Source organism: Pedobacter sp. PACM 27299 (assembly GCF_001412655.1).
In the GTDB taxonomy this organism is placed as follows: Bacteria; Bacteroidota; Bacteroidia; order Sphingobacteriales; family Sphingobacteriaceae; genus Pedobacter.
Map to the genome: position 1 here is coordinate 1,212,217 of NZ_CP012996.1, position 24,926 is coordinate 1,237,142.

The window sequence follows — 24,926 nt, forward strand, 5'->3', positions numbered from 1 at the left end:
CTAAAAATTAAAAAAATGAAAAAGAAACAACTATATATATTAGGGCTGATTGTCTTCGCCTCAGTTGGGCAATCTTGTAAAAAAACCATGATTGACCTTAATACAAGGCCTGATACCCTGGAAGATGTAGATCCAAGGTATTTGTTCACCTCTACTGTCCAGGATATGAATTACAATGGAAGAGATAGAATCATCAACAGGTATACCTTTATGTCTTACATGCAGTATATCGTGAGGGATGGTGCTGATGCGGATCTTACTGCTTTGTATTGGGCTCCAGGAGCTAATAAAGGCGGAAGTCCTCCGGTGTCTTCTTATTATGAAGATTATTATAAAGTGATAGGCGTGGGCATCAACAGGTTGTTAGCTAAAATTGAGGTTATGCCGGAAGATCGCAAGCCAAGATATGAAAATCTAAAAGCGATGGGCCAGATCACGGATGTTTATGAAGCATGGAGAGCGGCAGATGTGGTAGGTGCAATGCCTTACGATCAGGCTTTTCAGGATATAAAGTTTCCAAATCCCGCTTACGAATATGATTATGACCTGTATAAAAAATTCGATGCCAAGCTAAAAACGGCAGCTACAGCGATTAAGAATATTCCTGGCGACCAAATGGACATGAGCCTTAATGATTTGTTCTATAATGGTGACATGACCAAATGGTTGAAGTTTGCGAATACTTTACGTATTAAACTTGCACAGCGCTATGAGAAAAGAGACCCTGCAAATCTTGTAGCAGTCCTTAACGACATCCAGACCAATTTCGGTGCTCAGCTGATTGGTTCTTACGAGGACTCCTTCGGAATTAACCATACCAAAGACTGGAACAATAACGTGGATGATATCAATGCGATAAAAACTACTTACAATGCAGCTTATCCTTTTGTAGAATTCTTAAAATCAACAAAAGATCCAAGATTGGCAGTATTGGTTCGTGAAAATCAATTGGGAACTAATAACCCTGCTTACAGTGCTTTATTGCCAGTGGCTACTCCAGCTACTTTGGCAAGATTAGCAACACCTGAATATAAGGAGCGCTATTATGGAAAACATACTTTCCCTGCCTCACAATCTGCGGCTTATGGGCCAACAGGTGAAGGTCGTTTCCAGACTTTTGCAACTACTGGCAACTCTGTAAGTTTAACTTACCAATCGCTGATTCAAGGTCGCTATTTTGTGAAGAATAGTGGTTTTAAAGTAGATGTTCCAGATCCGTTATTGAATACCAATGATAAATTGGTTGCGGGTAGTTTATTGAAATACAAATCTTTATTTTTAAGCTACGCAGAAACTTGTTTTATGATGGCGGAAATTGCGGCTAAAAAAGGCAGTGAGGCTTTAGGAAAAGATGCTGCAGCATGGTATAATGCTGGTGTGACTGCTTCATTTGATCAATACAAAAAAGTAGGAACAGACATCAGTGTACCTTATGCTGAAACCCTTGCTATGGGCGACTTTTTAACCCGTTACCCTTACCGTAATCTGGAGAGCATTTATTCTCAAGCCTGGGTACATTACCTGGCACAACCAGAAGAAGCATGGGCAATGTGGAAAAGAACAGGTTATCCTCAGTCTAAAGATTTCAGACCTGGACAGCCAACTACTCCTGGAAATATTGGAGATGGTACTGGCGTTGCCTACCTGGAAAACCTTTGGAATGGTAATGCCAACCTGACCAAACCAAGAAGAGGTGTGCTTCCTGGTTCTGACTTAAACAGTGCTAATAAATTTAAAGCAGTGGCTGATATGAAAGCCAAAGATGCGGCTTATGGTACCGATATCAACGATACCAAAGGCAGAATCTGGTGGGATCAGCAATAATAATTAAGATAAGGAATAGTTAATGTTTGGCTGTCCGATTTTATCGGGCAGCCTTTTTTTGTCTTTTAAATTTTCTAACTTCGGCAGCATTAATCCAAATGAATGTACGCGGTATTTAAAAGAGAGTTATTTAGTTTATTGAATTCATTGATGGCCTATATTACCATCGGTGTATTTTTACTGGCATCCGGCTTATTGCTCTGGTTTTTTCCAGATACCTCTATCCTGGAATATGGATATGCCGAGCTCAATGGCTTTTTCAGCCTGGCTCCTTTTTTATTCCTTTTTCTGATCCCTGCCATGACCATGCGTTCTTTTGCAGAGGAGCGGAGGGAAGGGACTTATATCCTGCTGGCTACACGGCCGGTAACCGACTGGCAGATTATTTTTGCCAAATACCTGGCCTGTTTTGTACTGGTCATCTTCGCTTTGCTGCCTACCCTGATTTATTCTTATACCATTTCTGAGCTGGCCTTGCCAATAGGAAATATTGATAGCGGTGCCATCATCGGTTCTTATATAGGCTTGCTGCTATTGGGCGCTGCATTTGTCTCCATTGGGATTTTTGCCTCTTCGCTGACTAAAAACCAGGTGGTCGCTTTTGCGCTTTCCGTATTTCTATGTTTCTTCGCTTACAGCGGATTTGAGGCGATGAGTCAGATTTTTGGCCTTCGGGCAATTGAAAATATATTACTCAGTCTGAGTGTGAATGAACATTATCAATCGATGAGCAGGGGTGTACTGGATACAAGGGATCTGGTTTATTTCCTGAGCTTTATTATCGTTTTTCTAGGCGCAACTAAATTGGTGATCGGAGGTCGGAAATGGTAATTAAGCAGCGTAAAATAGTTAGTATTGCCATTTTCATTATCGCGTTGGTTTTAATCAATGTCCTGGCGCAATATGTGTATACCCGAATCGATTTTACCAAAGAAAAACGATATACATTAACCCTAAAATCGAAGGAGATCCTGAAAAATATTAAACACCCGATTACCATTACCGTGTTCCTGGATGGCGATTTACCAGCTCCTTTTAAAAGATTGAGAAATGCCACCAAAGACTTGCTTGCGGATTATAGAGCAGCAGCCGGACAGGAAATTAAAGTGATCTTTAAAGATCCGATTTCAGGGCTGTCTATCGCAGATCAGGATACGGTGATCAACCATTTATATAGTGCAGGGATCGAACCTACTACCATCAACATTAAAAATGATGCAGGTTTTGCACAGAAAATAGTCTTTCCGATGGCGATGCTGGAGAGTCCGGATCGGCAGCTTCCGGTAAAGCTGTTACAGAATTTAGGGGCAACCGGTGGTTATGAGGAGAACATCAACAACTCGATTCAGAATTTAGAATACCTCTTTACCTCAGCGATTCAGCAAGTGCTTTCTTCAGAACATCCCCGCATCGGTTTTACTGAAGGAAATGGAGAATTAACGGATTTAATGTTGAACGATGCCATCACGACGCTTTCCGATAACTATGAGGTGGGCAGGGTAAACCTGAATACCATTGATGCTGCGGGATTGGACAAGTTGAAAACATTGATCATTGCCAAACCTCAGCAGGAGTTTACAGAAGCTGAAAAGTATAAAATCAATTATTTTGTGATGAAAGGTGGTCGGGTAGTCTGGGCGATCGATCAGGTGAGTGCCGATCTGGACAGCCTGAAAGATTCGGGAGAACAGCTGGCTTTTAACAAGAAACTAAACCTGGACGACATGCTCTTCATGTATGGTTCAAGGATCAACTACAACCTGATTGCCGATGCCAATTGCGCAGAAATTCCATTGAGTATGGGTGGAAACGGTCAGATTGAAATGGCACCATGGGTATATTATCCCTTAATACAGCCAGATACTTCACATAACCTCGTTAAAAATATTGATGTCATCAGAGGGGAATTTGTCAGCACGATAGATACCATTGCAGTGAAAGGATTAAAGAAAACGGTAATTTTACATTCTTCTCCTTTTAATAAGGTGTTCAATGCGCCAAAATTGTTGTCTTTACAAATGGTAGCAGAGCAGCCGGATCCACGTGATTATGCGAGCAAGCCACAGGCTTTGGGGGTCCTGATTGAAGGCAGTTTTCCTTCGGTGTTTTTAAACCGTTCTGTTCCGGCAGGAATTACAGGAAATTATCCGCTTCCGGCAACGAGCAAGCCAACCAAAATGATTGTGATCGGCGACGGTGATGTCTTCAAAAATCAAATCAGCAGTAAGGACGGTTCTGCATTTCCGTTGGGCTTCGACCGATACACGCAAAAAAACTACGGAAATAAAGCTTTGCTCCTAAATATCGCAGATTACCTGTCAAATGACCATCATTTAATCGCTTTGAGGAATAAAGAGGTTAAGATCAGACTGTTGGATAAGGCGAAACTGCGTACCGAAAAACTTCAATGGCAATTGGTCAATATGGCTTTGCCATTATTATTGTTAATATCGTTCGCGATTTTTCAACATTATTACCGCAAGTATAAGTATGCGAGGTAATTTTTATATTTTTGAGAACTGACAAGATCATACTATGAGATTTATTGTATCCACATCAACGTTATTAAAACATTTGCAAACAGTAAACGGTGCGTCAAGCAGCAGTACTGTATTGCCGATATTGGAGAATTTCCTTTTTGAAATTAAAGATGGAAGTTTAACCATCTCTGCTACTGATTTACAAACCAGCATGACCACCTCTTTACCGGTTGAGTCTAAGGAAGGCGGAAAAGTAGCTGTGCCAGCAAAAATACTTTTAGACACATTAAAAACATTACCAGATCAGCCGATCTCTTTCAATATTGATGACAACACTTTCTCTATTGAAATCAGCGCAGGTGACGGTAAATATAAACTAAGCGGAGAAAATGGGGACGATTTTCCGAAAATTCCGGTAGTAGAAAATGCTTCATCGATAAACCTTCCTGCTTCGGTATTGACAGAAGCAATTACCAAAACTATTTTTGCAGTGAGCAGCGACGAGTTACGTCCAGCAATGACAGGTGTATATTGCCAGTTATCTGAGCAGCACATTACTTTTGTAGCGACTGATGCACATAAATTGGTAAGATATAGAAGAATGGACAGTAAAGGCGAAAAAGCTTCTTCTTTCATCCTTCCTAAAAAAGCATTGACTTTATTAAAAGCAGCGTTGCCATCTACAGATGTGAATGTTTCTGTAGATTATAATGCCACAAGTGCTTTCTTTAAATTTGAAAACATCAACCTGGTTTGTCGCCTGATTGATGAGCGTTACCCAGATTATGAAGCGGTAATTCCTGCTAATAACCCTAATAAACTGATCATCGACCGTGCTTTGTTCTTAAATACCTTACGTAGGGTAGTGATTTTTGCGAACAAAACCACACATCAGGTGCGTTTAAAAATCAATGGTTCTGAACTGAATATCTCTTCTGAGGATTTAGATTTCGCCAATGAAGCACATGAGCGTTTGAGCTGTCAGTATGAAGGTGAAGATTTAGAAATTGGTTTCAATGCCCGTTTCTTAATCGAGATGCTTAGCAATTTAAGTGGTGAAGAAGTGACTTTAGAACTTTCTACACCTAACCGTGCAGGATTGTTAATTCCACACACAAATGACGAGAACGAAGATGTTCTGATGTTGGTGATGCCAGTGATGCTGAACAACTATAACTAGAATTATCTTAAAGTATAATGAGAGGCCTGGTATTTTATCAGGCCTTCTTTTTGCAAAATTCCCAGAAGAACCACGGAATTTATTCTGTCACAGCTAACTAATTATTGAATACTAAAATTCAAAATAAGATGTTTATTAACATGTTATTCTTAATTTTGGGCTTAAACTATACGATTTGGAACTTTTATCACAACTAGTAGATTTTATATTGCATACCGATAAGGCTTTAGTGCAGCTGGTAAGCGATTATAAGACATGGACTTACCTTATTTTATTCTTGATTATTTTCGCGGAAACCGGATTTGTAGTGACCCCATTTTTACCTGGTGACTCGATGCTGTTTGCCGTTGGTGCATTGATCGCAAAAGGTGGAACCGGCCTTGACATCTGGATCATGTTCCTGCTCCTCACCATTGCTGCAATTGCTGGAAACAGCTTGAATTACAGATTGGGTAGCTATTTCGGTATTAAAGTATTTAAAGAAGGAAATAAAATCCTGAAACTGGAATACTATAACAAATCCCATGAGTTTTTTGAAAAGCATGGTGGTAAAGCAATTATTTTTAGTCGCTTTCTTCCGATCTTCAGAACGATCGCTCCTTTTGTAGCTGGTGTAGCTAAAATGCCTTTCGGCAGATTTACCTATTACAACGTAGTGGGTGGTATTGGCTGGATCTTCAGTTTGCTGTTTGCTGGTTTCTTACTTGGACAAATTCCAATTATCAGAGATAACTTTTCAATTGTGATCATTACGATTGCTGTCGTAACTTTCGGTCCTGTGATTTATGCGGCGATTAAAAGCAGAATTAAACCTAAAGATATTTTAAAGGACTAATTTGGTTCTCTAATCAAAATAGGCCCATTGGGCAGCGGCGCGGCTTCGAGTTCTTGAACATCACTGGAAGCCGCGTTTTTTTTAGGCATCTTTTTTAAGTCGGGTTGTCCAGCGTCGATCCAGGCGGAATACCAATAACTTCCGGTCGCATGGACTGCAGATCGCATTTGCTTTTCCACCATCTGGTTCATTTCCTGATGATAAGCGGTGGAATAAGCTATGGAGTATTGCCGGATCAGCAATTGCTGTCGCTTCGAAAAACTGTATTTCTTCCTTCCAGGGGTGTTTGCACTTACTTTTGCTTCCATAGCTAGTACACTATCTAGTAACCGGTGACTGTTACTAATGATTTTCCAGGCAGTTTTCAAAGGGTCTTCGAGGTATACTGCCTTTCCGACCCGAAAATTGTATTGCGCTGCAAATAATTCCGGTAAGCGGCTTTCCCAAAAGGCATGAATGCCATGCTGGTTGCTGAGCTGACCATTGTGATTTTGAGTAGTATGCAGCGGCACATGTGCATCAGAAACGTAATGACCGAGGTAGGCGGAATAGATTAATATTTTTAGAGAATCCCTTTCTGCAAAGGCCCGAACGAGCTTGAAATAGGATTTTTGAATCTGCCAGGGCAGGCTGCCATTCGTGGATAATTGCTTGAGGCCGTATTTTTTCTGCGCCTCTGTCCATTTTCTGGGAATGCTATCTATGTTTTTTTCATAACATTCCACATCTATGAAATGTCTGCTTGCTTCTGCAGTGTCCGCATAGCGACGTTTGTCGGGGTCTACCGCATGATCACTGAGATAACTGATGTTTGCCTTATAGAAAGCATTCAGGCCTTTAGGAAGCGTGAATACGGCCAGATAGTTGATTCGCTGATGCGCATAAAATCCCCAGGAGGAGCACAGCAGCCAGGTCATAAAAAGCAAAACAGGGATCAATACACGATTCATCCCTGTCAAGCTATATATTTTAACCTATTACCTGGTTATTCTTCGATGCTTTTTCCTTTCATGGCTGAAGAAACGGCCATATCCATTACTCTTTCCGCAAATGGACGGGTGAACTCATTCAACTCATCCGCCTTTTTCAATATCGTATCTTTTTCTGCGGTTGCCAATGCGCTTTTCAGCGATTCAATATGAGTTTTAGTGTCTGTAATTTCAGTAGCTGTTAAGAAGTTGCCATGTTTTTCGATGAAGCGTTCCGCAGTGTAGACCAATTGTTCCCCTTCACTTCTTGCTTCAATTAACATGCGTTGCTCGACATCACTTTTAGCATGGGTAATGCTGTCGATCAGCATTTTCTCCACGGTATCATCGGTAAGGCCATAACTTGGGCTGATGTCGATTTCCTGCTTTACGCCAGAACGAAGTTCTATGGCCTGAACAGTAAGGATCCCATCTGCATTGAGCATAAAGTTGATGTCTACTTTTGGCAATCCTGCTGGCATTGCAGGAATCCCTTTCAGGTCGAATTCTGCCAGTTTTCTATTTTCTTTTACCAGGTCACGTTCTCCCTGAAATACAGAGATCTTCATGTTCACTTGTCCGTCGATAGAAGTGGTGTATTGTCTGCCTGCTTTGGTAGGTACTTTTGCGTTTCTAGGGATGATGACATCCATTAATCCACCCATGGTTTCAATTCCCAAAGATAATGGGGTTACATCCAGTAAAAGGATGTCTGAACGATTTCCAGCAAGAATGTCAGCCTGTATTGCAGCACCTAATGCCACTACTTCATCCGGGTTAATCTGATCATGTGGTGTAGAATTGAAGAACTCGGCTACTTTTGCTTTCACATAAGGTGTGCGTGTAGAACCACCCACAAGTACTACTTCATCAATTTCTGCTACTGTTAAATTAGCGTCGCTTAAAGCTTGTTTACAGGCGTTTAAAGTTTCAGCAACTTTAGCTGAAATCAGGTCTTCAAAAGTCTGCTTGTCTAAGGTACACCAGATTGCTCCGATCTGCTCATTGAAAAGGTTTTGAGTACTCAATGATTTTTTAGCTTCTTCCGCTTTTAGTCTTAGAGACTGCATTAAACCTTGATCTGCTGATAAGGCAGCGCTATCTAATTTATTTTTTTCTATCCAGTAATGAACGATGGCACGGTCAAAATCATCACCTCCTAAAAAGGTGTTGCCATTGGTGGCCAATACTTCGAAAATTCCGTTTTGAATAGATAGGATGGAAACGTCAAACGTTCCTCCACCAAGGTCATATACCGCAATTGTTTTTTGCTGAGTAGGATCCAGGCCGATTCCGTAAGCCAGACTGGCTGCGGTTGGCTCGTTCACAATTCTCAGCACGTCCAGACCTGCTAACCTGCCCGCATCACGGGTGGCCTGGCGCTGACTGTCGTTAAAATAAGCAGGAACCGTAATCACCGCACGGTTTACCGGGGTTTTTAACGCATGTTCTGCTCTTGCTTTCAGTTCCTTCAGTATTTCTGCTGAAAGTTCTATTGGCGTATAAAATTTATCACCAGCTTTAATTTTCACCAAAGAATCGTTTTCGTCATCTATGATTTTGTAAGAAAAAGTATCCTGATGTGCAGCAACATCTTTATAAGATCTGCCTAATAATCTTTTAACGGAAAATATAGTATTTGAGGGATCGCTGATTAAAAATTCTTTGGCATCATTACCTACAACTGCATCGCCATTGGCATTAAAATGCACGATTGATGGCACCAAAACACCTTTTCCTGTGTCATTAATGACCATAGGGTTTTTGTCGGGGTTGATAAAGGCGACCAAACTATTGGTGGTACCAAGGTCAATGCCGACGATGATTTCTTCTTTCTGTAAGGAACCTGTTGCGAGGTTAATGGAGATCTTTGCCATAGTGAGGCAAATTTAGGAATGTTTTGTTCTTTTTTTGTTTTAAGGTTGTAATGTTTTAACCTTCTGAGCAGGAATCAGCTCTTTTTATGAATATTATATAACCACAATACAATATCCTGATAGCTATCTGTTCCTTTTTTCTGGTTGTTTAGCTTTAAAAAGCTGTCCAGGGCCACATCCATATAGCCATACATGTCGCTATTGTATTTTTTCCAAAATGCCCTTTCTATCTTGAAATCATTTAAAGTAACTGGGTTTATCTTTTCATATAAGCGTTGATAATCTTCAGGAGATTTGATTTTGATCTCAAAAAGAATACTTCTCAGCATATTGTAAGCCGCAGAATACTGGAAATTTTGATCGGTACTGTGGATGGCCACAAGGTAACCGATCAGATTGGCCTCATCTTCTCTGCCAATGCCCAATTGGTGGGCAATCTCATGGCAGGTCACAAAAGGTAAGGAGGTTGTGGGCAGTCGGGTGTTTACATTGGCTTCGCCTGATACCGGATTGTAATAACCTTCAATCCCTATTTTGGTCACGACCCAGCTGTTCAGGACCGCCTTAACTGAGGGCGCCCGGTAATTGAAGAAGGCATTGGTTTTCTTTAGGCTATCGTAAGCTGTTTTTGCCTTACTTTCCAATTGATCCAGGTTATAGTGTTCTTTTTTGATGCTTTGTAAACCATTCAGCTTGGCGATAAAATATTCCCCCAGCAGCACTAATTCTGCAGTAGTATACTTTTCATTTGAAATTCCCAATTGCTTGCTGATCGTAGGTCGGGAATAGTTTAATCCCCATAAGATTTTAAACACCAGGTATAAAATCAATCCGAAATTCATCACCTGCAAGGGAATGTTGATTCGATCTGAAGCGTTTAGTCTCTTTTGAAAGACCTTTTTGAAAAACAGATAAAGGCTCCTTAAAATGTATAAAACGAGTAAGAGATACAGGAAATCGCCAACAGGAAAGGTAAATAGGGAACTGATCCATCGCTGAATCACTGAACTGACCTGGTATAGGCCATTGGAATAGTATTTTTCTATAAAATTACTGCTCAGTCCGGCAAGAAATACGATTCCCGACAGACTGAACAGCAGGACAAACTGTTTAACTCTGGGTTTGTCCATTAATTTCATGAGTTGTTATTCATTAATTTTAAGACCTGTTAAAAGCTAATCTCTTTCCTTTTTCATTGGTCATAAAGCTGCCTTTTTGATAGGCTAAATTTCCAGAAACAAAGGTATGTGTGATTTCCGACTGGAACGTTTGTCCTTCAAAAGGCGACCATCCGCATTTGTACCAAAGGTTTGCCCTGGTCACTTTAACCGGATCATTCAGGTTCACTAAAACTAAATCTGCCCAGTAACCTTCTCTAATGAAACCTCTTCTGTCTACCTGGAAACAAGTCGCCACATTATGCGCTGTTTTTTCTGCAATCTGCTCTAGTGTGATTTTCTTTTGATGGTACATTTCTAATAAGGCAGACATCGCATGCTGTACCAATGGGCCACCAGAAGGGGCCTGCAGGTAAGGCTGTTCTTTTTCTGCAATCGTATGAGGAGCATGATCTGTCGCAATAATGTCGATATGACCGTCTAAAACACCTTTTAAGATCGCATCTTTATCCTGTTCTGTTTTTACTGCCGGATTCCATTTGATCCAGTTGCCTTTAGTGGCGTAATCTCTGTCGTCGAACCAAAGGTGATGGATGCAGGCTTCGGCAGTGATTCTTTTATCCTTTAATGGCGTAATGTTGTCAAAAAGCGCGACTTCTCTAGCGGTTGAGATGTGTAGAATATGTAAACGTGTCTGGTATTTTTTAGCCAGTTCTACTGCCATTGAAGAAGAAATATAGCAAGCTTCTGCACTTCTGATCAATGGGTGCATGTCTATGGTGATATTGTCGCCATATTCTGCCTTGTAGCGTGCCATGTTTTCTCTGATGGTCTTTTCATCTTCACAATGTGTGGCCACCAACATCGGCGCTTCTTTGAAAATGTTTTCTAAAACCGTCGCGTTGTCTACCAGCATATTTCCGGTAGAGGAACCCATGAATACTTTAATCCCGCAAACGTTGTTAGGATCAGTTTTTAAGACTTCATCGAGGTTGTCATTGGAAGCACCCATGAAAAACGAGTAATTCGCTAAAGAAACATCTGAGGCGATCTGATATTTATCAGCCAGCAGCTGCTGACTTAAGGTATTAGGAACAGTATTGGGCATTTCCATGAAGGAAGTGATCCCTCCGGCAACGGCAGCCATACTTTCAGAAAATATGTCCGCTTTATCCGTTAGTCCGGGTTCTCTAAAATGTACCTGATCATCGATCATTCCCGGGAAGAGGTGTAAGCCCTCTGCATTGATTTCTTTTGCGCCCTCCGCCGTGATGTTTGGCGCAATTTTTACGATAAATCCCTCTTTAATGAGTACGTCAGCAACAAATATTTGGCCTTCGTTTACCACTGAGGCCGCTTTTATCAGAATGGTGTTCATGCCTTCAAACTTAAATAAAAAAAATGTTATTTGCCCTTCCAGATGTTGTCTGCAGGACTGGCATCCATAAATATGCCGCCATCCACCTGAACTTCTACCACTGTTTGCTTTGCATTCAGAGAAATGATTGTTGATTTTTGATTGGCCTTCCAAACCGCTGAAGTTTGATGAAACACGCCTGTTGATCCATCTTTATACTTCAGTTTTATATCAAATGGAACGGCGAAACCACCCACGTTATCCAGTTTAATCTGGTAAAGGAGTCCTTTATTAGATACTTGTTTAACAGCAAGGTCAATGTAATTGTTGCTGAAAAACCAGTTGTTCCAATACCAGTTCAGGTTTTGTCCGGATACATTATTAAAGGTGTAGAAGAAGTCCCATGGAATGGGATGTTTGCCATTCCAGCGCTCCATATAAGCATGAAGGTACTTTTTAAAGGCAGCGTCACCCAGCATGTCTTTTAAGGCAAGGTAGGCAAGGGCAGGTTTAACATAAGCATTATTGCCATAACCAGCGCCGGATACCTGTGTAGATAGCGTAATTACTGGCTGATCTTCTTCCCCGGAAGGATCATTGATCCATCGGTCTACACGGAATTTTTTGAAGTTCTCATCTGCTTTCACTTTTCCAAGCTGTGCAGTAGAGATCAGGTACTCTAATGTGGTGGCCCAGCCTTCATCCATGTGTGCATACCTGGTTTCATTGGTGCCCATGTAAAAAGGGAAATAAGTATGTGCCACCTCATGATTCAATACAAATTGGGAAAATTCCAGATCTGGCGTGGTCGAATCATTGATCATCATTGGGTATTCCATATCTGCAAAGCCCTGCACTGCGGTCATCTTTGAAAATGGATAAGCTACGCCTGGCCAGTGGTTTGAAAACCAGGATAAAGCTTGTTTTGTCCAGTCTGCTGCTTTTGGGAAATCGATCGCTTTGGCATCGTAGGCGGCCTGTGCACTCGCTCTTCTACCGGTTTTTGGGTCTACGACCACACTTCCGCCATCCCATAGATAGTGGTTGCTCAAGGCAAATGTCACATCTGTAATGTGATCGGCAGTAAATACCCAGCTGTTCCAGTCGTTTTGCTGCGTCACGAGTCCCTTTGTCATTTCTTCTGCGTTGGCAATTGGGGTAATGGCCTCACTGGTATAGGATTTTTTTAATCTTTCTGCAAAAACCGGCTGCAGTACTTCCTGCGGATTTTGTAAATCTCCGGTGGCCCATACCACAAAGTTTTTAGGCACTTTTACCGTTAAGCGGTAGTCGTTAAAGTCGTTGTAAAATTCAGCCCTGTCGGTATGGGGGATGAGGTCCCAGCCATAATAATCGTCATAAACAGATACCCTGGGAAAAGCATAAGCCACAAAAAATGTACTGTTGTCCAGCTGACCTTCTCTGCCGCTTTCTTTAGATAAAGGGTAAGACCAGCTGATGTTTAATTCGGCCGTCTGCCCCGGATTCAATGGTTTTTTTAATTCAAGTTCCCCTACAGTTCCCCAATTTTCATTCTTTACATTGTATTTCTGCTGATCAATTTGCAAAGAACTGATGGTTAGCCCATCAGATAGAAAGTCTTTATTCACATAATTTGCACGTGGAGCTTCTGGTTTATGTAAATTATTGACAAACCGAATTGCAATTTGATGTAAGGTGTCTGGACTGTGGTTCGTGTATTTGATCGTTTCCGTTCCGCTTACGATTTTACTGACTGGATCTACACTGATCATCATGTCGTATTTACCTTTATTCTGCCAGTAATTTTTGCCCGGTTTCCCGTCTTTTGACCGGCTTCCTTTTTCATAAGCCATCTTTATATTTCTTGGCAGGTATAGTTCCTGGGCATAAGCAGCTGTGCTTCCGCAGAGCAGTAAGGCAAAGGCAGCTGGGAATATTGCCTTTAACCATCTGTTTTGTTGTTTTTGCATCTGGTTCATTCGTTATACTTATAAAAGTACATTATTTAAGATTTTTTAAAACAATCGTGATCATAAATAATACGTTGAGCTGATGATCCTATAAATAATAGTATCTTTGCAAAATGCCCAAAACATTTGAAGAGTTTAACCTTAATCGACAGATTTTAAATGCTGTAGCTGATGCAGGGTTTACTGTTGCCACCCCAATACAAGAAAAATCAATAGCACCCGTTCTATCAGGACAGGATATATTCGGCATTGCCGAGACTGGAACCGGAAAAACAGCAGCTTATGTTTTACCGATCCTGATGCAATTAAAATATGCACAGGGTGATGCGCCAAGAGCCTTGATCCTTGCACCAACCAGAGAGTTGGCGATGCAGATCACTGAACATGTCAAAATTTTCTCTAAATATACAGACTTGCGTACCGTTGTTGTTTTCGGCGGTATTGGTCCAAAAACACAAATCGAACAGATTAAAGCAGGTGTAGACATAATTGTGGCTACGCCGGGAAGATTTTTAGACATCTATCTGGCTGGACACATCAATACACAATACCTTAAGTTTTTAGTTCTGGATGAAGCGGATAAAATGATGGATATGGGCTTTATCGGTTCCATTCACCGGATTTTAGAAGTGGTGCCCCGTCGTCGTCAGAATTTGCTGTTCTCTGCAACCATGAGTGATCTGGTACAGAAAATTGCGGGAGACTTCCTGAAACACCCCACTATCATTGAAGTAGGCCTGCAAGCTACTCCTGCGGCAACAGTGACGCAGAAGCTGTATGAAGTGCCCAATTTCAAAACAAAAATCAATTTATTACAGCACCTGCTGAAAAATGATGAAGAGTTTAAAAGACTGATCATTTTCTGTAAAACGAAGACGGTTGCCGATAATATTTTCAGTTTTATCGTGCGCAGGTTCGGTGAAGATGCCGTAAGGGTAATTCATGCCAATAAAGGGCAAAACACAAGAATCAACTCTATCAACAGCTTTAAAGAAGGAAACATCAGGGTATTAGTGGCTACAGATGTGGCTTCCAGAGGGATTGATGTTTCTGAGGTGAGTCATGTGATCAACTTCGATGTACCAATCATTATTGAAGATTATGTACACCGCATCGGCCGTACGGGTAGGGCTTATGCCAAGGGGGATGCCTTGACTTTCGCTACGCCTGCGGAAAAATATTACATTGAGAAAATAGAGAAGTTGATCAGACAACAGATTCCTGTGCTACCTTTGCCGGAAGAAATTTTCGTAGAAGAGACTCCTTATGAAGAACGTCAGGCAATTGCCAGAGCAATTGACGACCAGAAACGTAAGGATGATCCTGAGTTCAAAGGAGCTTTCCATGAGAAGAAGCATGCCGCGGCAATTGCAGCTTCAGAAAGAGAGAAAATGAAAAATAAAACTCCTGCCTGGAAGTCTAAGAAGTTCAAAAATAAAAAGTAAAACAAGGGAATTGAAAGTAAAACTGACACCACTTAACATCATTTCTGCAGTTTGTATTGCGATTGCAGCTGTGCTGTTGTTTGAAAAAAGACCGCCATCAAATGCGCATACGATCAACCTACAGCCCATTCTGATTGGCTTTAGTTTGCTCATCGCAGTGATCGCTTTTATATCCGATCAGATTTTCAGGAAGTTTATTCCTGAGCTGAAAAAGATATGGATAGTGGAATGTACAGTAATTCTTTTTACTGTTCTCTTATTTGTCATTATAAAAGTTAGCATAAATTAAATGAAACAAGCAGAAATCAAAATTACCGTTGAATTAGACGACAATAATGTCCCTGATAATATCCTTTGGGAATCTACAGATTCAGCTACAAAAGAGCAGGTACCTGTAAAGTCAATGATGTTGGCACTTTGGGATCATAACTATAAGAACTCTATGCGCATCGATCTATGGACTAAAGACATGCCTGTAGATGAGATGAAAAGATTCTTTTATGAAACTTTGCAAACGATGGGAGATAGCTTCCTTAAAGCTACTGGAGAGAAATTGATCGTTGAAGATTTACGCGATTATTGCGCGCATTTTGCCGATAAAATGGGAATTAATACGCAGCAATAAAATCAGGATGAAAATTCAGGGAGTTATTGGTGCAGCAATTATGGCTGCTGGCGGATTCTGTCCGCTGATGCGCTTACCAATTATTGGAAACTGGAACTATTTTGATATAGACATCACATTAGCCATTACTTTTTATGTGGTGGTAGCGGTGGCTTTATTAGGTTCTTTAGCTAATAAAATAGGTTTAATCAAGTTTGCAGGATGGGCAGCAATTGCATTAGTTGCAATTTCGCTGGTCGGTATTTATTTTAAAGTCAACGATTCTTTTGGCTTCCTTCATTTCAAAAAGCTGGTGAGTGTGGCTTCAGGAATGGTGAAACTAAAATGGGGTTGGTACGTGATTCTGGCTGGTGCCGCAGTGTTAATCACCGTAAGGAGACCAAGGGTGGTACTGGTACAAAAGGGAACACCAGAACTGGCTAAAGAGGTTTCATAACCAAAGAAAAGGTGCTTTGATCACCTCATAAATTTTAAATAAAAAAAGAGCTGATCGGATCCGATCAGCTCTTTTTTTATGCTCATCTTAATTCAATCCGCCAAGCGCTTTTTGTTTTCTTTTGCGTTTGTAATGGCTCTGTTTAAGGGTATCCGTGCCGGTAATGATGCTGATGTTTCCGTCTACTTCAAAAATGGCGAGTTTCACCTCCTTGAATTTCTCCACGCCGTGTTCCCGCATGGCCTCCCTCAATTCATCATCGGTGATGTCGAGTTTAGCCAGTTTTTCAAAATCCAGCTTGCCATTGTGGATCAGAATTTCAGGTTTTTCGGATAGCAGGTTTCGGAACCTCTTACTCTTATACATTAGTTTTTTCAGTGCGAAGTTGAGGGTAAATAGGACAGCAGCAGCCACCAATCCCCCCAGTAAGCTGGTATTGTTGCCCACCATCGCATTTTGAACCGCATTACTGATCAGTAAAATCAATACTACATCAGTGGTGTTGAGCTGAGAAAGTTCCTTTTTCCCAGTCAGGCGGATGGCAACCAGCATAAATGCATAAACGGCAAGACTTCTTAGAATAATATCCAGGTATTGGTTCATAGGTTTTTGATTTAGAAATCAAGTGTCATTTGTCCTTTTTTACTGAGGGCCCTTTCGTGATCCAGCAGCCATTTTTTGCGCCATAATTCTCCGGCATAACCCACGAGTTTGCCGTTACTGCCAATTACCCGGTGACAAGGGATGACAATGGCCAGGTTATTTTTTCCATTTGCTGCAGCAATTGCCCGAATCGCCAGCACGTTATTTTGCTGCCTGGAGAATTCCAGATAAGAACAGGTATTCCCATACTCAATGGTTTGTAAAGCAGTCCATACACCTTGCTGAAAGCTCGTCCCTGCTTGTTTTAGCGGCAAACTGAAAACAGTTAATTTCCCTTCAAAATAATCATTTAGCTGTGCCGCTGCTAATTTGCTGACCTTATTCTCTGAAAGGCCTTGCGTATCGCTCTCCTTGAAAGTAATTTTGCTTACTGAATCTTCCTCGGCAAACACGTAAATTATGCCAATCGGACTTTGTAAAATACTGCAGTAGGTACTGGTCATAAGCATCCTTAAGTAATTTTTGCTATTCAAATGTATAAAATTTTAGCGCTTTAGTTTTTTTTGCTAGTATTGCCCTGATATATAAAATGGAAGCGCAAGAGTTTGTTGATATTGATGAGCTAGACTTCAACAGGAGTATAGCGAGGTGGGTGAAGAAGAACCCACATATTATGCGTGCAATGGCTGGACATCATTTGTTGATCTTATTGAACAATGGTAACCTCCGCATCAACCTGAATCATTTTAGTCCGGAATATCAGGATAAATTTATTGACCATAATTTCGAACACTATTGTCTTAAATTTATAGACCGTTTAGACGAGCCCATTGCCGGTTACCTGAATACCTGGGGGATTCCTCAATGTGGACTGCATTTTATTTTTCTTTTGAAAGGAAGAAGTTTTCAAAAGCACATCACCTATCAGCTTTAGATAAATAATAATCCTCCTCATTAGCAAATCGGAGGTTTAACAATTATCTTTGCGACCGGATGAATTTAGCAGAACAGATCAAACATTTAATAAAAAAGGAATTGCTGTTAGAATGGCGTTCCAAATACGCTTTAAACGGCGTGCTTTTGTACGTAGTCTCCACGGTTTTCGTTTGCTTTTTATCTTTTGTGAGTACAGATAAGGTCACTTTAAATGCTTTATTCTGGATCATCATGCTTTTCGCCTCAATCAATGCGGTTTCCAAAAGTTTTCTTCAGGAAAGTAGGGGCCGACAAGTTTACATCTATACCATTGCCAGTCCTTTGGCCCTCATTATCTCCAAAACTATTTATAATGCTTTGTTAATGATGGTGCTGACAGTGATTGCCCTGGGCTTTTATATCCTCGTTTTTGATTTCGGCCCCGAGGATTTAGGCTTATATCTGGTGGCCGCTTTATTAGGCAGTCTAAGCTTTTCTACGATTTTCACAATGGTTTCTGCCATTGCCTCTAAAGCAGGAAATGGAGGGATGCTGATGGCAATCCTCAGTTTTCCAATCATCATTCCTGTACTGGTGGTACTGATTAAGCTCACAAAAAATGCAATGGATGGCCTGGATCGCAGCGTAAGTCTGGACGAAATTGGCTTATTGCTCATTATCAATGCCCTGGTGATGTCGGTATCCGTTTTATTATTCCCGTACCTCTGGAGAGATTAAATATTTCGTAAGCTCTGCGTCATTTACGTTACTTTATAAAGAAATAACCAGCATTTATCGACTGTATGATCATAAAGTTATAACGGAGTAGAGAAATTTCTCGCTACATTTGCCGATTAATAGCGTATAAAAGATCAAATTTTAATGTCGATGTATAAAAACTGGTGGAAAGTATTAGGCGCAATATTGGTGATTTATTCAACCGTTGCAGGTTTTCTAATGAAAACTCCTGAATTGCCAATTATTCGGGAAAGTATCAGAAACCTTTATTTTCATGTGCCAATGTGGTTTAGCATGATCGTATTATTTAGCATTTCCGTTTTTTACAGCATCAAATCCTTAAGAAGTAACGACCCATCTGATGATATTAAGGCCGTTGAAAGTGTGAATGCAGGAGTGGTATTCGGTCTTTTAGGGATCGTAACCGGTGCCATCTGGGCTAAATTTACCTGGGGACAAGCCTGGAGTTTTGACGTGAAACAAAACTTTGCCGCAATAGCAATCTTACTTTATTTTGCTTACCTGGTTCTTCGCAATGCGATTGATGAAGAACAGAAGAGAGCAAAAATTTCTGCGATTTACAATATTTTTGCCTTTCCAATCATGGTCGTCTTACTATTTGTATTGCCGCGTTTATCGGATTCCCTGCATCCAGGGAATGGGGGGAACCCAGGCTTTAATGCCTACGACCTGGATAGCCGCATGAGAATGGTGTTTTACCCAGCTTGTTTAGGCTGGATTCTGATCGGCTGCTGGATTTACAACCTCCTGTACAGACTTCGCGATTTAGAAAGAAATAAATTATCAAAATAAATTCAGGGTTATTCGATAGCCTTATAATCCTCAAATGATATACTCATGAAAAAATTTACAGCAACCTTTTTAATGTTCTTATTGACGCTGCAATTGTTCGCACAGGGATCCGGTTCTACCATTACCGACAGCCTTTATGCTTCGGATAAAATATACGTAGTGGTGGCCTGCGTCCTGTTAATTCTCCTTGGCTTGCTTTTCTTTCTGTTTACGATAGAAAAAAGATTAAAAAAGTTAGAAAAAAAATAATTGGCTAAAAGCCAATTATAAATCGTTTCAGCCCTGTTTTGGCGCTTGTTTTGATGTAGTGTGTGCCTTACACTAAGTGAATTGCCATTTGCATAAGTGGTTTTTTTTACTGCAATTTTGCAGGTAATTAGTATAAGAACTTATATTCAATTCATAAAAAACAAAGAATGGCTAATACAGCAAACGAGACAAATTTTTTTGCAGACGTATGCAAAAATTTTGACAGTGCCGCGCAATTTACTTCTCATCCAGAAGGTCTGCTCACCCAAATCAAAGCTTGTAACAGTGTGTATCGTTTTCAATTCCCTATCCGTAGAGGAAATGGTTTTGAAGTGATCGATGCATGGCGCGTTGAACATTCTCATCACATGAGTCCTACCAAAGGCGGTATTCGTTACAGTGAAATGGTAAACGAGGATGAAGTGATGGCCTTAGCTGCATTAATGACGTACAAATGTGCGATTGTAAATGTTCCTTTCGGTGGTGCTAAAGGTGGGATCAAAATCACCCCTAAAAATTATACCGTAGGAGAGCTGGAAAACATCACCCGTCGTTATACGACAGAATTAATCAAAAAGAACTTTATCGGTCCTGGTATTGACGTTCCTGCTCCGGATTACGGATCAGGTGAGCGTGAAATGAGCTGGATCGCAGATACTTATATGACCATGAACCCAGGTCAGCTAGATGCTTTGGGCTGCGTTACCGGAAAGCCAATCGCTTTACACGGGATCCGCGGACGTAAAGAAGCAACCGGCCGGGGGGTAGCTTATGCCATCAGAGAATGTGTAACTGTAGCAGAAGATATGGCTAAAATTGGCTTTAAGGCTGGTTTAGGTGATAAACGAGTGATCGTTCAAGGTTTAGGAAACGTAGGTTACCACTCTGCTAAGTTTTTAGCGGAATTTGGAGCAACTATCGTTGGCCTTTGCGAATTTGAAGGCGCCATCTACAATGAAAACGGATTGAACATTGATGAAGTGTTTGCACACCGTAAACTGACAGGATCTATCTTAGGTTTCCCAGGCGCCAAAGAGTTTAAAAACTCAATGGAAGGTTTAGAACAGCCATGTGATATCCTGGTTCCTGCAGCATTGGAAAATGTGATCACTTCAGACAATATCAGAAACATCCAGGCGAAAATTATCGCAGAAGGTGCAAATGGCCCTTGTACTCCTGAAGCAGAAGCTATCTTCACTGAAATGGGTGGTATCATTATTCCTGATATGTACTGTAATGCCGGTGGGGTAACGGTATCCTATTTCGAATGGTTAAAAAACCTTTCCCACGTAGCGTTTGGCCGTATGGAAAACCGTTATGCAGAAAACTCAAACAGAAATCTGATCAATACTTTAGAAAGTTTAACCGGTAAAAGCATTCCTGCAGAACACCGCTTAATGATTGTTAAAGGAGCCTCAGAATTGGAATTGGTGAACTCTGGTTTAGAGGATACCATGATCCATTCTTACCATGAAATCAGAGAAACTTTAATGAGCAAACCAGGCATCCAGACTTTAAGGACGGCTGCTTTTGTAGGCTCAATTGATAAAATTGCCATTTCATATATGAATCTTGGTATTTGGCCATAGGACAACGTCGGTTCTACGCTTAGTTATAAGAAGAGGCTGGGATTTTATCCCACCTCTTTTTTTTGTCATTTTTCTGTAGCACTTTATAAACTGCAACATCTTTCTTTAGCTGATTCCCGTATCTTGTAGGAACGGAGGGCTAAATAGATGAAGATATTGAGTTTTGCTGCTTTAATGGTTTTGGGCTTATGGACAGGCTGTTCTGATGGTAAAAACCTGCAGCACCTCGAAAGTAAAAATGGTTTTGCAGTGATCAGCCAGCCAGCAGCGAATGAAAAACTAGCGACTTTTGCAGGAGGCTGTTTTTGGGCCACTCAGGAGGCCATGCTGGAGTTAAAAGGGGTTCATAAAGTGATCAGCGGTTATGCCGGAGGCCATGTCGAAAATCCAAACTACCAACAGGTACAGACTCAAAATACCGGTTACGCAGAGGCCGTTCAAGTCTATTACGATCCTTCTATCATTTCTTTTGAAGACCTTTGCAGGGCTTTCTTTTACGCCCATGATGCAACACAAGTAGATGGGCAAGGGGCAGATCTTGGTACGGAATACCGATCGATTGCTTTTTTCCGCTCTCCGGAAGAATACCATACCATTTCCCGCCTCATTCATCAACTGGAATCACACGATTTTAAAGGGCAGACGATAGCCACAGAAATCCTTCCTTTCAAGGTGATCTATCCCGCCGAAACAGAACATCAGGATTACTATCCTCAAAATCTCTGGGATCCCTATATCAAAAAGGTTTCTATGCCAAAGGTGATGAAAATGAGGGCGAAAATGCCAGAATTCATCAAACCGCAGTACCTGAATTAGCCCGAAAATTTTCTTTTTCTATCATTGTTCCTTGAATTGCGTTGTTTTTGTCAGAGAACTATCAATAAATCGTAATCAAAGTGAATTGCAGGGCTCTAAAAGATTTTAGGTAACTATATTTTTTATCTTTGTCTTATTCTAAAATTTTATTAGCATCATGAGAAAAAGTGCAATTATTGGTTTAATCACAATAGCGATCTGTGTAGGGTTCTTAATTAGTTTAAATGCCGGTACCAGTAACTATTCTACCTTTACTGAAGCTGCCAAAGATTCCAGAGAATTTCACGTCATGGGATTCTGGGAAAAAGAAAAAGGCATGTACTATGATGCTCAGAAAGATGCCAATCATTTCGCTTTCTTTATGAAAGATGAAAAAGGTGAAGTGAATAAAGTGGTCTACAATGGCAGTAAGCCACAAGACTTTGAACGTTCAGAAAAATTAGTTTTAATAGGTAAAATGAAAGATGGTACCTTTTATGCTTCAAAAATATTAATGAAATGTCCTTCTAAATACAACAATGATCTGGTGGAGATAAAAGAGGACGGTCAGGTAATAAAATACAACTAATCTTAATGGATATACAATTTTTTGGAGAAAACCTCCTGCCCGGTAAAATCGGCCAATTCTTTATTGTTTTAGCATTTGCTGCTTCATTACTTTCTACGATAGCTTATTTTTTTGCGACTAAGAATAAAGACCTTGGAGATCAATCATGGACACGCATAGGTCGGGTTTCATTTCTAATCAACTGGGTAAGTATCCTGGGAATTGGAGTTACTTTATTTTATCTGATTTTAAATCACAATAACGAATATTACTACGTTTATTCACACTCCTCCAAAGAACTTCCGGTGTATTACATTGTTTCTGCCTTCTGGGAAGGACAGGAGGGGAGTTTCTGGCTATGGGCCTTCTGGCAATCTCTGCTGGGTGGTATCCTGATGTGGAGAGCGAAATCATGGGAAAATGGCGTGATGACCATTGTTGCGTTTTCACAGGTTTTCTTAACTTCAATGCTATTGGGCGTACAGATTTTCGGAGAGCGCATCGGTAGTTCTCCATTTATCCTGCTGAGGGAAGCGGTGAACCTGAAAGATATGGCACCGGTTGTATTTGCCGATCCTGAGAACTTTAAAAACTATTTGAAATTTATTACTGACGGCAGAGGATTAAACCCATTACTGCAGAACTACTGGATGGTAATTCACCCGCCAACGCTGTTCCTGGGTTTTGCCAGTATGATCGTTCCTTTCGCTTATGCGGTGACCGGCTTATGGCAGAAGAAATATAAAGAATGGGTTAAACCAGCAATGCCATGGGCTTTGTTTGCGGTAATGGTCCTGGGAACTGGAATTATCATGGGCTCTTTCTGGGCTTATGAAGCACTAAACTTCGGTGGCTTCTGGGCATGGGATCCAGTAGAAAATGCATCGATCATTCCTTGGTTAACGCTGATTGCGGGAGTACACGTTATGATCGCTTTTAAAAATACAGGTCACTCGTTCTTCACAGCAATTATTTTAATCATCATCAGTTTTGTACTGGTACTTTACGCTTCTTTCTTAACCAGAAGCGGAATCCTTGGCGAAACTTCTGTACACTCTTTTACAGATCTTGGGATGTTTGGTCACCTGATCTTATACAATGTGGTTTTCCTAACCATTCCAGTGGTTTTATTGATCATCAGGTGGAAGCAATTGCCAATTACCAATAAAGATGAAGAAACTTATTCCAGAGAATTCTGGATGTTTATCGGTGCTTTAGTGATTACAGTAGCCTGTATTCAGGTGATCTTTTCTACTTCCGTACCGGTATTCAATGCGGCCTTCGGAACTAAATTTGCTCCTCCGATTGATGCGATTAAATATTATAACCAATGGCAGGCACCTTTCGCCATCCTGGTTACTGTGATCTCCGGTTTCTCACAGTTCATGAAATACAAGAGAACTGACATCCGTAAATTTTATAGCAGCTTAATCGCTTCCATCGTTTTTGCGATTGTCATTACTGCAGGTTTTGTTTACCTGACCAATATCTACACCAACTTAATGTACATCCTGCTTACTTTTAGCTGTGTATTTGCCATTCTTGCGAATGCAAGGGTACTGGCGCAAGGGCTGGGTGGAAAACGTAAATTGGTAGGTGCTGCTGTGGCACACATGGGTTTTGCCTTATTGCTGATTGGCGCTTTAGTCGCTGCTGCCACTAATAAACCGATCTCTATCAACACCACAAACTTCATCCCGGTGAAGGATTTTGAGAAAGCAGAAAAACCTGGCGAAAACATTGTATTGTATAAAAATGAACCTAAGAAAATGGGCAGGTACACGGTCACTTATACCAGAGATACCACCATTGCACCAAATACCATTTATACACTGAACTTTAGGGTATATGATGAGAAAACCGGTAAGCTGAAAGAAGATTTTGAATTGAATCCGCATGTTCAGGCGAATGAAAAAATGGGATTGATCGCTTCTCCGGATACCAAACATTACTTTACCTATGATGTGTATACCCACATCACCAGTGCTCCTGATAAGAAGGCAATGCATGAGGATCATGAAGGACACAGTCCGGAAGAAAATTATAAAGCGCCTAGAATTGTCAACGTGAAAGCAGGTGATACTTTACACACCAGCAGTGGCATCATTACCATTAAGTCGCTGAACAATAAACCGGAAGCGAAAAGCTTAGTATTGGCAGAAAATGACCTTGCAGTAGGTTTACCGCTGGAAGTAGAAGTGAATGACAAGGTGTATAAAACGGAGCCTATCTTCCTGGTAAAAGGAAACAATACCTTTGATTTTGCCCGTAATATTGATGAGCTTGGATTAAGATTCAGGTTTACTAAGGTACTTCCTGATCAAGGAAAAGTAGAGTTGCAGGTTTTCGAAAAACCTCAGCAAGCGAAGGATTGGGTAGTGTTTAAATCTATTGAATTCCCTTATATCAATTTATATTGGGCGGGTACGATAGTCATGGTGATCGGATTTTTACTGTCGATCATCAGGAGACAAAAAGAAGCTAAAGTAGTTTAATTGTATACAGCCTGAGCTTTCCTGATGATTCGATTCGTTTGGCAAGCTCAGGCTTTTGTTAAAG

The 24,926-nt window shown here is 40.8% G+C and carries 24 protein-coding genes; 17 read left to right on the forward strand and 7 right to left on the reverse strand.

What is annotated here, in order from left to right; translation table 11 throughout:
• Positions 1–15: 15 nt before the first annotated feature.
• From AQ505_RS05110 to AQ505_RS05130, 5 genes are all read left to right on the forward strand, one after another.
• On the forward strand, positions 16–1,824 hold the full coding sequence (locus AQ505_RS05110; RefSeq protein ID WP_062547183.1) for a SusD/RagB family nutrient-binding outer membrane lipoprotein: 1,809 nt from the start codon (positions 16–18) through the stop codon (positions 1,822–1,824).
• Positions 1,825–1,926: 102 nt separating this feature from the next.
• Positions 1,927–2,655 carry a gliding motility-associated ABC transporter permease subunit GldF gene (gene gldF / locus AQ505_RS05115; RefSeq protein WP_062547184.1) on the forward strand — a complete coding sequence of 243 codons (729 nt, stop codon included), beginning with the start codon at positions 1,927–1,929 and terminating at the stop codon, positions 2,653–2,655.
• A complete protein-coding gene (gene gldG, locus AQ505_RS05120) occupies positions 2,649–4,325 on the forward strand; it encodes a gliding motility-associated ABC transporter substrate-binding protein GldG (protein WP_062547185.1) in 1,677 nt (558 codons plus the stop codon). The genes gldF and gldG overlap by 7 nt, the downstream gene beginning before the upstream one ends.
• Before the next feature lie 34 nt (positions 4,326–4,359).
• The gene (dnaN, locus tag AQ505_RS05125) at positions 4,360–5,484 is read left to right on the forward strand and encodes a DNA polymerase III subunit beta (RefSeq protein ID WP_062547186.1); all 1,125 of its coding nucleotides are present in this window, start codon (positions 4,360–4,362) and stop codon (positions 5,482–5,484) included.
• Positions 5,485–5,659: 175 nt separating this feature from the next.
• Positions 5,660–6,319 carry a VTT domain-containing protein gene (locus tag AQ505_RS05130; RefSeq protein ID WP_062547187.1) on the forward strand — a complete coding sequence of 220 codons (660 nt, stop codon included), beginning with the start codon at positions 5,660–5,662 and terminating at the stop codon, positions 6,317–6,319.
• On the opposite strand, the gene AQ505_RS05135 is transcribed toward AQ505_RS05130, so the two are convergent.
• The 5 genes from AQ505_RS05135 to AQ505_RS05155 form a co-directional block, all read right to left on the reverse strand.
• On the reverse strand, positions 6,316–7,269 hold the full coding sequence (locus tag AQ505_RS05135) for a zinc dependent phospholipase C family protein (protein WP_062547188.1): 954 nt from the start codon (positions 7,267–7,269) through the stop codon (positions 6,316–6,318). The two genes, AQ505_RS05130 and AQ505_RS05135, sit on opposite strands and share 4 nt — an antisense overlap.
• A gap of 35 nt (positions 7,270–7,304) precedes the next feature.
• Positions 7,305–9,164 carry a Fe-S protein assembly chaperone HscA gene (hscA, locus tag AQ505_RS05140; protein ID WP_062547189.1) on the reverse strand — a complete coding sequence of 620 codons (1,860 nt, stop codon included), beginning with the start codon at positions 9,162–9,164 and terminating at the stop codon, positions 7,305–7,307.
• Between the two features lie 74 nt (positions 9,165–9,238).
• Complete coding sequence (locus tag AQ505_RS05145; RefSeq protein ID WP_231635023.1) at positions 9,239–10,294, reverse strand: DUF3810 domain-containing protein; 1,056 nt, start codon at positions 10,292–10,294, stop codon at positions 9,239–9,241.
• 28 nt (positions 10,295–10,322) lie between these two features.
• Positions 10,323–11,660 carry a dihydroorotase gene (locus tag AQ505_RS05150; protein ID WP_062547191.1) on the reverse strand — a complete coding sequence of 446 codons (1,338 nt, stop codon included), beginning with the start codon at positions 11,658–11,660 and terminating at the stop codon, positions 10,323–10,325.
• 26 nt (positions 11,661–11,686) lie between these two features.
• Positions 11,687–13,591 carry a M1 family metallopeptidase gene (locus tag AQ505_RS05155; RefSeq protein WP_082461752.1) on the reverse strand — a complete coding sequence of 635 codons (1,905 nt, stop codon included), beginning with the start codon at positions 13,589–13,591 and terminating at the stop codon, positions 11,687–11,689.
• Between the two features lie 113 nt (positions 13,592–13,704).
• Here AQ505_RS05155 and AQ505_RS05160 point away from each other — a divergent pair, with 113 nt between their 5' ends.
• The 4 genes from AQ505_RS05160 to AQ505_RS05175 are packed head-to-tail and all read left to right on the forward strand — an operon-like array spanning position 13,705 to position 16,097.
• Positions 13,705–15,036, forward strand: coding sequence for a DEAD/DEAH box helicase (locus AQ505_RS05160; RefSeq protein ID WP_062547192.1), 1,332 nt, complete (start codon positions 13,705–13,707; stop codon positions 15,034–15,036).
• A 10-nt stretch (positions 15,037–15,046) separates the two neighbouring features.
• Positions 15,047–15,325: a hypothetical protein gene (locus AQ505_RS05165; protein WP_231635024.1), complete on the forward strand. Its 279-nt coding sequence runs from the start codon at positions 15,047–15,049 to the stop codon at positions 15,323–15,325.
• Complete coding sequence (gene gldC, locus AQ505_RS05170) at positions 15,326–15,661, forward strand: gliding motility protein GldC (protein WP_062547194.1); 336 nt, start codon at positions 15,326–15,328, stop codon at positions 15,659–15,661.
• A 7-nt stretch (positions 15,662–15,668) separates the two neighbouring features.
• Positions 15,669–16,097 (forward strand): hypothetical protein, encoded by a 429-nt coding sequence (locus AQ505_RS05175; RefSeq protein ID WP_062547195.1) that lies wholly within the window; start codon positions 15,669–15,671, stop codon positions 16,095–16,097.
• An 87-nt stretch (positions 16,098–16,184) separates the two neighbouring features.
• Here the strand turns inward: AQ505_RS05175 and AQ505_RS05180 are convergent, their stop codons facing one another.
• Both AQ505_RS05180 and AQ505_RS05185 read right to left on the reverse strand, forming a co-directional pair.
• Positions 16,185–16,700: a DUF421 domain-containing protein gene (locus AQ505_RS05180; RefSeq protein ID WP_062547196.1), complete on the reverse strand. Its 516-nt coding sequence runs from the start codon at positions 16,698–16,700 to the stop codon at positions 16,185–16,187.
• A gap of 11 nt (positions 16,701–16,711) precedes the next feature.
• Positions 16,712–17,203 (reverse strand): methylated-DNA--[protein]-cysteine S-methyltransferase, encoded by a 492-nt coding sequence (locus tag AQ505_RS05185; RefSeq protein WP_062547197.1) that lies wholly within the window; start codon positions 17,201–17,203, stop codon positions 16,712–16,714.
• Between the two features lie 86 nt (positions 17,204–17,289).
• Between AQ505_RS05185 and AQ505_RS05190 the strand changes: the two genes are divergently transcribed.
• The 8 genes from AQ505_RS05190 to AQ505_RS05225 all read left to right on the forward strand — a co-directional run bounded on the left by AQ505_RS05190 (position 17,290) and on the right by AQ505_RS05225 (position 24,862).
• Positions 17,290–17,634: a hypothetical protein gene (locus AQ505_RS05190; protein WP_062547198.1), complete on the forward strand. Its 345-nt coding sequence runs from the start codon at positions 17,290–17,292 to the stop codon at positions 17,632–17,634.
• Between the two features lie 59 nt (positions 17,635–17,693).
• Positions 17,694–18,353, forward strand: a complete 660-nt coding sequence (locus AQ505_RS05195; RefSeq protein WP_062547199.1) for a heme exporter protein CcmB — start codon at positions 17,694–17,696, stop codon at positions 18,351–18,353.
• Positions 18,354–18,503: 150 nt separating this feature from the next.
• Positions 18,504–19,166: a cytochrome c biogenesis protein CcsA gene (ccsA, locus tag AQ505_RS05200; protein ID WP_062547200.1), complete on the forward strand. Its 663-nt coding sequence runs from the start codon at positions 18,504–18,506 to the stop codon at positions 19,164–19,166.
• Between the two features lie 45 nt (positions 19,167–19,211).
• Positions 19,212–19,415, forward strand: coding sequence for a CcmD family protein (locus tag AQ505_RS05205; RefSeq protein WP_062547201.1), 204 nt, complete (start codon positions 19,212–19,214; stop codon positions 19,413–19,415).
• Between the two features lie 167 nt (positions 19,416–19,582).
• Positions 19,583–21,004, forward strand: a complete 1,422-nt coding sequence (locus AQ505_RS05210) for a Glu/Leu/Phe/Val family dehydrogenase (RefSeq protein WP_062547202.1) — start codon at positions 19,583–19,585, stop codon at positions 21,002–21,004.
• Between the two features lie 147 nt (positions 21,005–21,151).
• Positions 21,152–21,820 (forward strand): peptide-methionine (S)-S-oxide reductase MsrA, encoded by a 669-nt coding sequence (msrA, locus tag AQ505_RS05215; RefSeq protein ID WP_062547203.1) that lies wholly within the window; start codon positions 21,152–21,154, stop codon positions 21,818–21,820.
• A gap of 157 nt (positions 21,821–21,977) precedes the next feature.
• Positions 21,978–22,388 carry a cytochrome c maturation protein CcmE domain-containing protein gene (locus tag AQ505_RS05220; RefSeq protein ID WP_062547204.1) on the forward strand — a complete coding sequence of 137 codons (411 nt, stop codon included), beginning with the start codon at positions 21,978–21,980 and terminating at the stop codon, positions 22,386–22,388.
• 5 nt (positions 22,389–22,393) lie between these two features.
• Positions 22,394–24,862: a heme lyase CcmF/NrfE family subunit gene (locus AQ505_RS05225; protein ID WP_062547205.1), complete on the forward strand. Its 2,469-nt coding sequence runs from the start codon at positions 22,394–22,396 to the stop codon at positions 24,860–24,862.
• The last annotated feature ends 64 nt before the right edge of the window (positions 24,863–24,926 follow it).

Bases quoted from the DNA above. Each gene is read 5' to 3' on its own strand.
- AQ505_RS05225 (WP_062547205.1), top strand. From the start codon at position 22,394: ATGGATATACAATTTTTTGGAGAAAACCTCCTGCCCGGTAAAATCGGC.
- dnaN (WP_062547186.1), top strand. From the start codon at position 4,360: ATGAGATTTATTGTATCCACATCAACGTTATTAAAACATTTGCAAACA.
- AQ505_RS05150 (WP_062547191.1), bottom strand. From the start codon at position 11,660: ATGAACACCATTCTGATAAAAGCGGCCTCAGTGGTAAACGAAGGCCAA.
- AQ505_RS05195 (WP_062547199.1), top strand. From the start codon at position 17,694: ATGAATTTAGCAGAACAGATCAAACATTTAATAAAAAAGGAATTGCTG.
- AQ505_RS05160 (WP_062547192.1), top strand. From the start codon at position 13,705: ATGCCCAAAACATTTGAAGAGTTTAACCTTAATCGACAGATTTTAAAT.
- gldG (WP_062547185.1), top strand. From the start codon at position 2,649: ATGGTAATTAAGCAGCGTAAAATAGTTAGTATTGCCATTTTCATTATC.
- AQ505_RS05190 (WP_062547198.1), top strand. From the start codon at position 17,290: ATGGAAGCGCAAGAGTTTGTTGATATTGATGAGCTAGACTTCAACAGG.
- gldF (WP_062547184.1), top strand. From the start codon at position 1,927: ATGTACGCGGTATTTAAAAGAGAGTTATTTAGTTTATTGAATTCATTG.
- AQ505_RS05220 (WP_062547204.1), top strand. From the start codon at position 21,978: ATGAGAAAAAGTGCAATTATTGGTTTAATCACAATAGCGATCTGTGTA.
- AQ505_RS05135 (WP_062547188.1), bottom strand. From the start codon at position 7,269: ATGAATCGTGTATTGATCCCTGTTTTGCTTTTTATGACCTGGCTGCTG.
- AQ505_RS05175 (WP_062547195.1), top strand. From the start codon at position 15,669: ATGAAAATTCAGGGAGTTATTGGTGCAGCAATTATGGCTGCTGGCGGA.
- gldC (WP_062547194.1), top strand. From the start codon at position 15,326: ATGAAACAAGCAGAAATCAAAATTACCGTTGAATTAGACGACAATAAT.
- AQ505_RS05155 (WP_082461752.1), bottom strand. From the start codon at position 13,591: ATGCAAAAACAACAAAACAGATGGTTAAAGGCAATATTCCCAGCTGCC.
- AQ505_RS05180 (WP_062547196.1), bottom strand. From the start codon at position 16,700: ATGAACCAATACCTGGATATTATTCTAAGAAGTCTTGCCGTTTATGCA.
- hscA (WP_062547189.1), bottom strand. From the start codon at position 9,164: ATGGCAAAGATCTCCATTAACCTCGCAACAGGTTCCTTACAGAAAGAA.
- msrA (WP_062547203.1), top strand. From the start codon at position 21,152: ATGAAGATATTGAGTTTTGCTGCTTTAATGGTTTTGGGCTTATGGACA.
- AQ505_RS05210 (WP_062547202.1), top strand. From the start codon at position 19,583: ATGGCTAATACAGCAAACGAGACAAATTTTTTTGCAGACGTATGCAAA.
- AQ505_RS05145 (WP_231635023.1), bottom strand. From the start codon at position 10,294: ATGGACAAACCCAGAGTTAAACAGTTTGTCCTGCTGTTCAGTCTGTCG.
- AQ505_RS05110 (WP_062547183.1), top strand. From the start codon at position 16: ATGAAAAAGAAACAACTATATATATTAGGGCTGATTGTCTTCGCCTCA.
- ccsA (WP_062547200.1), top strand. From the start codon at position 18,504: ATGTATAAAAACTGGTGGAAAGTATTAGGCGCAATATTGGTGATTTAT.
- AQ505_RS05205 (WP_062547201.1), top strand. From the start codon at position 19,212: ATGAAAAAATTTACAGCAACCTTTTTAATGTTCTTATTGACGCTGCAA.
- AQ505_RS05185 (WP_062547197.1), bottom strand. From the start codon at position 17,203: ATGACCAGTACCTACTGCAGTATTTTACAAAGTCCGATTGGCATAATT.